The organism is Lonsdalea britannica (genome assembly GCF_003515985.1).
GTDB lineage: Bacteria > Pseudomonadota > Gammaproteobacteria > Enterobacterales > Enterobacteriaceae > Lonsdalea > Lonsdalea britannica.
Window position 1 is genome coordinate 4005117 of record NZ_CP023009.1, and the last position, 10453, is coordinate 4015569.

Genomic DNA, 10453 nt, shown 5'->3' on the forward strand with positions numbered 1-10453 from the left:
AGACGCTTGAGGTTTAGTCGTGCCAATATTTGGTGGGGTGAGCGATGCCGGGCAGGCTGTCGACCGTATAGTCGACCAGATCCGCGCCAAGGCGGGTCAGGCTCACAGTCCCGCTGCCATATGGCTCTGGTTTGACCGAGACCGTATGGCTTTCGGTCAGATAGTCCAGCGCCCTACGCAATTCGGGCGCTGTCACATCGGGATATATCCCGCGAATCACCTCCAGCAGAAAAAACAGGCTGACGGGATACGGCCGCGCACGGCTTAGCGTCACCAGGACATGCCAACGCATGGACTCCTGACGCAATCGAGACATTTCCACCGCTAGGATCTCCCATGCTGTTGCACCAGCTCCAACTTGTTGTAGAGCGCGTCGAGCTTGGCTTCAATCACCGTCTGTCCGCGAATGTAGTCCTCACGGCGGACGTAGTTCAGCGGCAGATCGGCCTTGAACGCCATAAACTCGCGCTCCAGACTGTTGAGGTCGCCCATGCTGGTCCTGAAACTGGTGTCCAGCGCCAGGAACTGCTCGGCCTGACGCTTCTCCATTTGGGCAAAAAACATCTTCGCGACGGCGAAAACGAAGCCCATGAAGGAGAGAAGCAGGCCGACCAGCGTCCAGAATTCAATCTCGACCTTCATCTCTCCAGCCCCGCGATATAGTCCAGCAGCGCATTCACCTGGGCGGCGAGCCGTCGATAGGCGGCGCCGGTTTCAGTGGCGTGAGCGAGGAGATCGCGTTGGGCGACGCCGGAATCGCGTAGCCGGGGATCAACGGCGGCAACGGCTCCGGACGCGCTGCCAGCGCGGCGGGCAGCGGCGGCGGGGTTTCCCGCATCGGCGGTGAGGGAAGACAGGCCGTAGGCGGCGTTGTACTGCTGCACGAAGCCAGCAGTAAACACGCACTCGATAGCGTGACTCTGGCCGCGTTCATCTTGCCAACGATGGGTAACATCATCAATTTTCCTCTGTAGCTGTTGATGGGTGCGACGCAGGTCGGAGACGGTGGCGAGATAGCGCTTTTCCGCCTCCGCCGCTGAAACAACCTGCTCTTGATAGCGCTGCTGCCAGGCCGTCAGGGCCTCGTTATCCTCTTCGGCCTGCGCCAACAGCGCCTGCTCGTGACGGTTTTTCAACTCGCTCAGCGCCAGTTCGCCGTCGCGGGCGGCCTGAGCGTGTCCGCGCGTATAGCCGTTGTAGTACAGGCCAAAGGCCAGCAGCAGCACGAGTGCGAAAGCGCCGAGCCAGCGCCAGGGGATCAGATTAGTGAACACAGCTGGCCCCTCCCCAGGTCAGGTAGCGCGGCGCCAGTTCCATCAGGATGCGCTGCGGATAGTGGCGATTTTCCCGGAAGTTGGCCGCGCTGCGACCCGCGTTGACGCCGGCGATGTGGGAGAACCAGCGCTGGCCGTTCAGCCCGCGCTTCTCCGCCAGACGCCGGTCGCGCTGCACCCAGCCGAGTCCGCCGTTGTAGGCCGATAGCGTCATCGCCATGCGTTCGCAGGCGTCGTCGCCGCGCAGACGTTCCCATAACCAACGGTCGTAGTGCGTCAGCGCCCGGATGGCCCAGCTTGGATTAAAGGGTTGATTAGTCTTGAGTTCGGGCATGATGCCGCTGACCCAGTCGGCGGTGGCGGGCATAAACTGCGCCAGCCCCTGCGCGCCGACGGGCGACACCGCCTGCGGATTCCAGCCGCTCTCCTGATGCAGTTGGGCGGCGAAGTCGGCCACGGGCGCAGACAGCCCCCACTCCAGTCGAGCGCTGCGGATCAGCTCGCTGCGATAGCGCTGCGCGGCGGCAGGCGCCTGATCGTCAGCGCGAGCGGAGCGCGGAGCGCCCGCCCACGACGCCAACAGCAGCGCGGACAACAGCAGGCCCACGGTTTGTGGCGACAACATGATTACAACCCCGTCGCCACAGACAGACACACGGCCGCGACGATAATCGCGCGACGCAGCAACACGGCGGCGAATACCTGCTCGGCACCGGCCCGCACCGGATAATGCCCCCGCGCCATCTGCTCCGGATCGTGCTCCAGATACTGCCCCAACGAGGCCTTCGGGAATAACGAACGATCCAGCCAGTAGCCCAGCACCGCCGCCAGCGTAATCAGCGAGATCTTGTAGATCACCACCGACAGCTGCTGCGGCGACACCAGCGCGATCAGCCCTAGCAGCAGCAGCGCCGTCAGTTGCCAGCCCAACAGGCGTTCAAGCCGCATGATGCGGCGTTTTTTACTTTGCATAACAGTCTCCTTGAGAAGTGAAATACACACAGCATTACGGAGACGATCGGGGGAGATTGTAAACGAGATTATAGCGTCCATACCCTTGCAGGCCGCGTGGCTCAAGGTTGGCGTTGTTCAGAGCGGAAGGAAAATCATCAGAAATTCAAATCGAGGGATGCGAAAAACAGGCTCTGGAAGTGAAAACCGCACAACGTCCAAAGCGCTCAACATCGGGCAATCACGATAGACCACCGCCGGCGCTATTTGCCCGTCTTCAAAAGACGACACTCACGACACCGGCGCACTCTGCCCGCATAAAAAAAGCGACAATCGCGACACCGACGCCACCTGCCCGCATAAAAAAAGCGACAATCGCGACACCGACGCCACCTGCCCGCATGAAAAAAGCGACAATCGCGACACCGACGCACTCTGCCCGTATCGGAAAGGCGACACTTGCAATATCACAACGAGTCCGGCCAGTTTTTACACAACGGCCAAGCGTAGACGCTCGAATAAAAATCCGCCAGCGACGTCTTCGCCCTTTTCTGTTTTCCTACCGGCGGACGCGATCTTGTCCCTGATGTCGACATCGCCCTGCGCGCGTCCGTCGGGTATGCCCGAAAGTCGGCGCAGGGATGATCGAGAGGGCGCGCGGCCTGACGTCACGCTCTCCCGGCGGCGCTCGGTCCGCTCGCGGACGCCACAGGGATTCAGCGTTCGCGCGACACATCAGCGGCGTCGCGCTCGGGGACATCGGCGGCAGCAACCCCTCGCAGAGGCACTCGTCCCGCCCGTGGACGCCACAGGGATTCAGCGTTCGCGCGACACCTCAGCAGCGTCGCGCTCGGGGACATCGGCGGCAGCAACCCCTCGCAGAGGCACTCGTCCCGCCCGTGGACGCCACAGGGATTCAGCGTACGTGCGAGATATCAGCGGCGTCGCGCTCGGGGATATCGGCGGCAGCAACCCCTCGCAGCGGCCATCATCCCGTTCGCTGACACCGCGTGGTCCCCCACCCGTCAGTTTTCAACCGTAGCGGCAGGCCGACGAGTGGCGACCAACCGAAAGGACGCCCGCAGTTCGAACCGTACTCACGGCACGCCTGCTGACTCACACGCTCCATACGGCGACTTTTGATGAAATTCCACTATTTATCATGGAGATAGCCTGGGATTGGCGAGGGAGTGACGGTTTTTCTGTTTCGCTCCGCATCATAATCATAGGGCGCGCACGCCAGAAGATTGGCGGAAAGCAGTACCGTTAAAACGGGTCGTAAGGACATCATCATGACGCCAACACTTCAGGGGCATTAAGGGGGAAAGAGCAACACGCTAGCACGTTTGTCCGGGGGAAATCAGGAAGAGAGGCATGATTGAGCGTTCGTTTATTCCGCGTTTTCACACCGCCTTGCCGCCCCGTCTACGCCTGGGATACGCTCTGGTGTTGAGCGTATGCCGGGCGTAGCGATCTGCCGACGCAAACGCGTCGGAAATTCCCCTCCACCGAAGAAGAGCGAAACGGCGGCACCGTGCTGACATCACTCGCCGTCCCGCGTGCCAACGGGGAACCGCGAGCGCCAGAATGGGCGCTAAGGCGGATTATGCGGCGAACGGCGAAGCATCATGATGACATCGCTATTCCGCCCGCGCGTCGCAACGTTATCGGGTGGCGGTCCGTGTTCGAACAACATGACAAATGACATCATAAGAAGGGCCAGGTTCCGCCCGGGAGGGTGCTGTTGCCGCCCACGCTCCCATGCGGAACTTTATTGGTATATTCCAGGGAAGTAACAATGAATTCAATAAATACATCAGCCTGCGGTTATTGTTGATATTGACTATCCAGAGTCTTTATATCGCCTTCGCTTATTTTATGGTCCGGCCGCGCCGACCTATTTTCGCACATCGCCGAAAAGCGAATACGTTACGGCGCCATTAAATGGCTTCGGCAAAGATGATGAATGTCTGTGCTCGGCACGGAAATCAGGGATAAAACCGCTCCCACCGCGCGATATGGCTTCAGGGGACTCCGCAAGGCGTCAGGTGTTTCCCTTACCTGCCTCGGCGAAACAAGATGACATCGATAGTATCAATAATAGTCTGATTTTCCGTGGCTATCCGGGATTCGATTTTTCGGATCTTCTCCAGATTTTTACCTGCCAGCGTCACTAAACATACCCAGCTGGCATAAATAATCAGTTTCTTTTCGTCTAAATCTAACAAGGTGGGTTTTTGGTGGAGTATAAGAAAAATATTCCACAGAACAAAAATAAACGCGCCAGAAATCAATCCGAATAAGAGGATGCACGGGATATTGAAATAACAGCGGCGCGAGGATTCATTACGGTTTGATATCAGGGCTTTTTTCATATTCAGTAAAGTTCGGTCATCCATCTCGTGCAACTCAGGGGGTCTTACCGGCGCGGGATTTATATTCACGACGGACCCGACATGTATGGAGCCGGGATTATCCCCCCGACGCTTATCGTTATTTGTCGATCCAGGTTCTCTTGGGGAAGCATTTTTAAACTGCCCGCGACCTGATCTGCAAGCTCCTGTAATTCATTATCTCTTCTGTCCATGATTAGTCCTTTATATTATCAATGATTTATAACCAACTTCAGCACGCTATCAATCCTATCATTATCGATAGCAGGTTCTTTAATTAGGAAGTTATATATTTTTGCTGATTGTAATACGAGTTCCGCTGACGTCCAGCGTCGTCCCGCTTGTTTAGCCAGCATTTCCAATTTTAGGACAATTTTTGCGAGCAGCTCCGCATCCAATGCGCCAGCACGCGTCTCCGAAGACGCGCCCTGCTCGCCGGTCAAAATGAATTGCACGTTAGCGCCCGACTGTGCAAACGCGGCGAACACATCGCCTCCTGGCACCGCAACGCCGCGCTCATATTTGCTCCACATTTCACGAGACACGCCGCATCTGGCCGCGGCTTCGCCCTGGTTCAACGCTAGCCGACTTCGCTCAGATTTCAGACGCTGAGCACAAAGAGAATCAAAGTTCACAAAAACCCCATTGACAATGAGAACTAAAGTTCACAAAATCTATTGAACAAATAAACACTTTCTTCGTAGAAAAAGGAGCCATCTCGATGAAAACCCCGAGCAGGTCAAACAGCTGTTCCGGCAAAACGGTTGGACATTCAACCGCTGGGCCGAGGAAAACGGCTACCGCCCCTCAGACGTCTACCGCGTACTGAATGGACTAACGAAGGCGAAATACGGAAAAGGCCATGAAATTGCAGTGAAACTCGGCCTGAAAGCGCCTCAACCCGTTTGATGGTTATCAACCTGCGTAACAGATTATCACATATTAAAAAAAGGAGAATGTGGCATGAGCAAGGCAAACGTATCCAGCGCAGGCGTTCGTATTCTGCGCGTTCTCAAGGCGTTGCGCGGCCACACGCTCGGCGGCGTTTCGAACGGTGAACTGGCGGCGGCGCTCGACGAGTCGCCCGCCAACATCCACCGCGCGCTGCACACCCTGATCGAAGAAGGATTGGCGCAACGGCTGGACAACGGGCGTTTCGCACTGAGCATGCAAACCCTGCAAATCGCTCAGGCTCATGCCAACGAAGTCGCTCGCGCTCAAGACCGCATCAACGAAATGAACCAGCGTTTGCTGGCCGGCAGCCGGTAGTAGAAGGACTCACACACATGGCAAGAATAAAAACTCCACCGCTTGAATTAGTTGCGGATGCCGCATTGGCCCGCGATCTCGACGAAAACCTGAACGCGCTGTCGCAGCACCAGACGCGCATCATGCAGCAGTACGGCGAAGGTCTGCCCTACGAGCGCGACCGCATCGTGCACGAAGCCCGTTTCTACATGGCGCAAAGCGCGGAAGCGATGCTGGAAGCCGGTAAACGCCTGGTGATCCTCAAAGAAAACGAACCGCACGGCACCTTCACGACCATCGTGGAAAACGAGCTGGGACTCGCGCCGCAGGTGGCGCGCCGCATGATGCAGGCCAGCGTCAAGTTTCTGGGCTACGGCGACAGCACGCAGCCAAAGCGCTCATCGCTGCGCGTTCTGGGCAAAACCAAGCTGTATGAACTGATGGTGCTGGACGACGACGAGCTGGATCAGCTGGCCGAAGGCGGCACGGTGGCGGGCGCGACGCTCGACGAGATCGACCGCATGACCAGCCGAGAACTGAAGGCGGCCCTGCGCGAATCCCGCGAAAACAGCGCCGCGCAGCAGCGGGTGCTGGCCGATAAAAACAGCAAAATCGACGAACTGGCCACCCGGCTGGAGAAAAAGTCCCGCATTCAGCCGCCGGAGCCGGACCAGCAGAGCGCGCAGCTGCGGGCGGAAGTCGGCGCCATCGCCTTCGACGCCGAAGCGCACCTGCTCGGCAAACTGCAGGCCGGCTTCAGCGCGCTGGTCGACATCAGCGAAAACAGCCTCCAGTCGCCGCCACCGAGTTCATGAACGGCCTGCTGTGCCAGCTGGAGCGCGCTATCCACCAGCTGCGCGAGCGCTTCTTTCTGGACGATGCGCCGAACGCCAGCCTGAAACCGGCCTGGCTCGATGCCCCGGAACCTCGCCTGCCCCACGTCGAGACGGTCTGAGGAGTGATGATGAACGCCGCCTGACGGAAAAACTGGTCGCTGTCGCCCGCGCCGCGCGCGAAGCCGGACACGGCCAACGCGGTCCGATCTACGACGCCGCCTGCGCCGAACTCGTATGTCCCGCGGCACCCTGCTGCGCAAGCTGAAGACCGTGGCGATGCCCCGCCGCCCTCGCAAGCAGCGCAGCGACGCCGGCAACAGCGCGCTGACCCGCGACGAAGCCGCGCTGCTGGCCGCCACGCTGATGGAAGCGACGCGTAAAAACGGCAAAACGCCTGTACGCCATCGCCGACGCGGCGGACACGCTGCGCGCCAACGGCCTGATCGACGCCAGCCGCATGGACCGACCACCGGCGAGTGCATCCCGCTGTCCGCCTCCACGCTGAGCCGCGCGCTGCGCAGCTACGGCCTGCATCCGGACCAGCTGAGCGCCCCCGCGCCGGTCACCGAACTGGCAAGCCGTCATCCCAACCACGTCTGGGAAATCGACGCGTCGCTCTGCACGCTCTACTACCTCAGCAACGGCCGCAAAGGGCTACAGGTGATGGACAGCGCGCGCTTCTACAAAAACAAGCCCGCCAACCTGGCGCGCATCGCCAGCGACCGGGTGTGGAGCTACGAAATCACCGACCACGCCACCGGCTGGATCTACGTGGAATACGTGATGGGCGCGGAGTCCGGCGAGAACCTGTGCTCGGTGCTGATCAACGCGATGCAGGCGCGCGGCGGCGCCGACGTCCTGCACGGCGTACCGCGCATCTCTACCTCGATCCCGGCTCCGCCAATACGCGAGCATGACCCGCAACCTGTGCCAGTCGCTCGGCATCGAATTGATCGCCCACAAGGCGCACTCCGCCCGCGCACCGGCCAGGTCGAGAAAGCCCGCGACATCATCGAACGCAAGCTGGAACCCGGCCTGAAGTTCCAGCCGATCCACAGCCTGGAAGAGCTGAACGCGCTGGCCGCCAAATGGCGCAGCCACTTCAACGCCACCGCCGTCCACAGCCGCACCGGGCTGACGCGCACCGCCGCGTGGCTGAACATCAGCGACAGCGAGCTGGTGGAAGCGCCGTCGCGTGACGTCTGCGCGAAACTGGCGGTCTCCGCGCGGATACCCGCAAGGTGACGCCGAAGCTGCGCGTCTCGTTCCGCGGCGTGGAGTACGACGTGTCGTCGGTTGCCGGACGTGATGTCGGCCAGACGCTGCGCATCACCCGCAACCCGTGGCGCAGCCGCTGCGCGCAGGTGGTGATGATGGGCGAGGACGGCTACGAGCACTACTGGCAGGTCGAAGAGGTCGAGAAAGACGCCTACGGCTTCGCGGCCTCCGCGCCCGTCATCGGCGAACGCTTCCGCGCGCAGGCCGCCACGCCCGCGCAGACGGCCAAAGCCGAGCTGGAGCGGCGCATCACCGGGACCGACAGCGCGACGGATGCCGCCGACGCCCGCCGTCGCCACGCCCTTGCCGTTCGGCGGACGGCTCGACCCGTATAAGCATATCGACGACGCCGAATTGCCGAGCTACCTGCCGCGTCGCGGCCAGCCATCTCCGGTCCGCGCCCGCGCGTGGAGCAGCGTCCGCTGAGCCACGTCGAAGCCGCCCGCCTGTTGCGCGAGCGCTTCCTGAGCCAGCGGCAGAGCTGGACCTCGGCGCACTATCGTCAACTGGCCGCCCGCTATCCCGACGGCGTGCCGATCGACGCGTTGGAGACGCTGGCTGACGAACTGCTGACGCCGCCCGCCCGCATCGTCAACGGGCCGTAATTTCTCAGCGCGACCGCGCCGCAACCTGACCGGGCCGCCGCAACAGGCCGCCCTCCCCCGACCCAGAGCGACGCGATATCGCGCCGCCCAGGGGACGCTCAACTTTTTTCGGCGTGAAAGCACGTCGCACAGACCACGCGAGACCGCACAACGCCCCGACGGCACGCCGTCAGGACGCGTTCATTCAGCGTGATGGAGGCAAGGATGTTATTGAAAAAACAGGTGTTGCACCCCGAAACCCGCAAAGCGTTCGGACTGTTTCGCGACCCGTTCGCGGAAGACGCGCTGCAAGGCGCGGAAGACGTGTTCGTCACGCCCGACATTCGTTATGTGCGGGAAGCGCTGCACCAGACCGCGTGCTACGGCGGCTTCATGGCGGTGATCGGCGAGTCCGGCGCGGGCAAGTCCACGCTGCGCCGCGACCTGATCGACCGGCTGGAGCGCGAGCGCGCCCCGGTCGTCGTCATCGAGCCGTACACGCTGGCGATGGAAGACAACGACGTTAAAGGCAAGACGCTGAAAGCGGTAGGCATCGCCGAAGCCGTGATCAGCACGCTGGCGCCGCTCGAACCCATCAAGCGCACGCAGGACGCCCGCTTCCGCCAGATGCACCGGGTGCTGCGCGACAGCAGCCGCAGCGGCTACAGCCATGTGCTGATCATCGAAGAAGCGCACAGCCTGCCGATCCCCACGCTCAAGCATCTCAAGCGATTTTTCGAGCTGGAGAGCGGCTTCAAAAAACTGCTGTCCATCGTGCTGATCGGGCAGCCGGAGCTGGCGTCCAAACTCAGCGAACGCAACCCCGAGGTGCGCGAAGTCGTGCAACGCTGCGAAGTGGTCGAACTGCGACCGCTGGACGGGGCGCTGGCGGATTTCCTCAGCTTCAAACTGGGCCGCGTCGGCAAAGCGCTCGACGACGTTCTCGACGACGGCGCGCTGGACGCCCTCCGCGCCCGCCTCTGTTTCCATGCAAGCGGCCGCCATGCGGTCAGCCTGCTTTACCCCTTAGCTATCGGCAACCTGATGATCGCCGCCATGAATCTGGCAGCCAGCATCGGCATCCCCCTCATCAATTCAGACGTTATTAAAGGACTCTAATCATGGCCAAAATCATCATCAACATTACGCACAAAAAAGAAAAAGCGGCGCGCGGACTGAGCGCGGTGGACCTGTCTTGCGCCGTCACGGCGGAGCTGGACGACCACGAGGAGGAGATGACCCTGCTGATGACCCAGCTGCTCGGCGCGGGGCTGCCGGACCTGATCGAGTCCGCCAACGACCAGTTGGTCATGCTGCTGGAAGATCAGGGCGTGCGGGTGGCCGATGCCACCGTCACGCCGCTGAACACCGACGCCGCGCGTCGGACGACACGGGAGGAACCCGTCAATAAGACCCTGACCGGCGTCCGCGCCGGTCGTCCATCCTCCGTTAACGGAGAATCGCAGTGAAATCCATTGTTTTTGACATTAAGGAAAGGAATACATCATGACAAACAGCAACAGTTTTCGCAGTAAAGGCCCGGAGCTGCTGGTCGAGCTTGCACAGCACACCGCCAACATTCTGCACGAGGCCGTCGATATCGACACCCGCACCGCCGACCAGATAGGCGAAGCCGTGGCCAGCCGGATGATGCAGGTGTGGGGCGGACAAAACGTCTACTTCCCGATGGGAATGGCCTGGAGAGTCAGCCAGCGCGACCAGGAGATCTTCAGCGACTTCAACGGCAAAAATCACCACGATCTGGCCCGCAAATACGGCGTATCGCTACAGTGGATCTACAGCGTCGTCAAACGCGTCCGCAAAGAGGAGCAGGCGCGCATTCAAGGCTCGCTGTTTGAGGGCGGCGCCGCCAGCGACACCGCCGCCGA

At 60.9% G+C, this 10453-nt stretch carries 9 protein-coding genes and 5 pseudogenes; 7 read left to right on the forward strand and 7 right to left on the reverse strand.

What is annotated here, in order from left to right; translation table 11 throughout:
- Positions 1-13: 13 nt before the first annotated feature.
- From CKQ53_RS18270 to CKQ53_RS18300, 7 genes are all read right to left on the reverse strand, one after another.
- Entirely contained in the window at positions 14-292 is a 279-nt protein-coding gene (locus CKQ53_RS18270) for a hypothetical protein (RefSeq protein WP_244200980.1), read from the reverse strand.
- A gap of 32 nt (positions 293-324) precedes the next feature.
- Entirely contained in the window at positions 325-642 is a 318-nt protein-coding gene (locus tag CKQ53_RS18275) for a hypothetical protein (protein WP_026741167.1), read from the reverse strand.
- The gene (locus CKQ53_RS18280) at positions 639-1274 is read right to left on the reverse strand and encodes a hypothetical protein (RefSeq protein WP_085651239.1); all 636 of its coding nucleotides are present in this window, start codon (positions 1272-1274) and stop codon (positions 639-641) included. Before CKQ53_RS18280 ends, CKQ53_RS18275 begins: the two co-directional genes overlap by 4 nt.
- On the reverse strand, positions 1264-1899 hold the full coding sequence (locus CKQ53_RS18285; RefSeq protein WP_085651238.1) for a transglycosylase SLT domain-containing protein: 636 nt from the start codon (positions 1897-1899) through the stop codon (positions 1264-1266). Before CKQ53_RS18285 ends, CKQ53_RS18280 begins: the two co-directional genes overlap by 11 nt.
- 2 nt (positions 1900-1901) lie before the next feature.
- Positions 1902-2246: a putative holin gene (locus tag CKQ53_RS18290; RefSeq protein WP_085651237.1), complete on the reverse strand. Its 345-nt coding sequence runs from the start codon at positions 2244-2246 to the stop codon at positions 1902-1904.
- Positions 2247-4282: 2036 nt separating this feature from the next.
- Positions 4283-4624: a hypothetical protein gene (locus CKQ53_RS18295; protein WP_118894521.1), complete on the reverse strand. Its 342-nt coding sequence runs from the start codon at positions 4622-4624 to the stop codon at positions 4283-4285.
- 206 nt (positions 4625-4830) lie between these two features.
- On the reverse strand, positions 4831-5253 hold the full coding sequence (locus tag CKQ53_RS18300; protein WP_162896316.1) for a helix-turn-helix domain-containing protein: 423 nt from the start codon (positions 5251-5253) through the stop codon (positions 4831-4833).
- A 97-nt stretch (positions 5254-5350) separates the two neighbouring features.
- Here CKQ53_RS18300 and CKQ53_RS18305 point away from each other — a divergent pair.
- The 7 genes and pseudogenes from CKQ53_RS18305 to CKQ53_RS18335 all read left to right on the forward strand — a co-directional run.
- Positions 5351-5527: pseudogene (locus CKQ53_RS18305) on the forward strand (DNA-binding protein); the annotation flags it as partial.
- A gap of 54 nt (positions 5528-5581) precedes the next feature.
- Complete coding sequence (locus CKQ53_RS18310) at positions 5582-5887, forward strand: helix-turn-helix domain-containing protein (protein WP_085651234.1); 306 nt, start codon at positions 5582-5584, stop codon at positions 5885-5887.
- 17 nt (positions 5888-5904) lie between these two features.
- Positions 5905-6821: pseudogene (locus CKQ53_RS18315) on the forward strand (DUF3102 domain-containing protein).
- 20 nt (positions 6822-6841) lie between these two features.
- Positions 6842-8585: pseudogene (locus tag CKQ53_RS18320) on the forward strand (integrase).
- A gap of 195 nt (positions 8586-8780) precedes the next feature.
- Positions 8781-9683: pseudogene (locus tag CKQ53_RS18325) on the forward strand (ExeA family protein); the annotation flags it as partial.
- Between the two features lie 2 nt (positions 9684-9685).
- Positions 9686-10033 carry a hypothetical protein gene (locus tag CKQ53_RS18330; RefSeq protein ID WP_118895273.1) on the forward strand — a complete coding sequence of 116 codons (348 nt, stop codon included), beginning with the start codon at positions 9686-9688 and terminating at the stop codon, positions 10031-10033.
- A gap of 37 nt (positions 10034-10070) precedes the next feature.
- Positions 10071-10445 (forward strand): annotated as a pseudogene (locus CKQ53_RS18335) (Mor transcription activator family protein); the annotation flags it as partial.
- Positions 10446-10453: the final 8 nt, after the last annotated feature.

Coding starts and splice junctions, on each gene's coding strand:
- CKQ53_RS18270 (WP_244200980.1), bottom strand. CDS start 292: ATGCGTTGGCATGTCCTGGTGACGCTAAGCCGTGCGCGGCCGTATCCC.
- CKQ53_RS18275 (WP_026741167.1), bottom strand. CDS start 642: ATGAAGGTCGAGATTGAATTCTGGACGCTGGTCGGCCTGCTTCTCTCC.
- CKQ53_RS18285 (WP_085651238.1), bottom strand. CDS start 1,899: ATGTTGTCGCCACAAACCGTGGGCCTGCTGTTGTCCGCGCTGCTGTTG.
- CKQ53_RS18290 (WP_085651237.1), bottom strand. CDS start 2,246: ATGCAAAGTAAAAAACGCCGCATCATGCGGCTTGAACGCCTGTTGGGC.
- CKQ53_RS18295 (WP_118894521.1), bottom strand. CDS start 4,624: ATGGATGACCGAACTTTACTGAATATGAAAAAAGCCCTGATATCAAAC.
- CKQ53_RS18310 (WP_085651234.1), top strand. CDS start 5,582: ATGAGCAAGGCAAACGTATCCAGCGCAGGCGTTCGTATTCTGCGCGTT.
- CKQ53_RS18330 (WP_118895273.1), top strand. CDS start 9,686: ATGGCCAAAATCATCATCAACATTACGCACAAAAAAGAAAAAGCGGCG.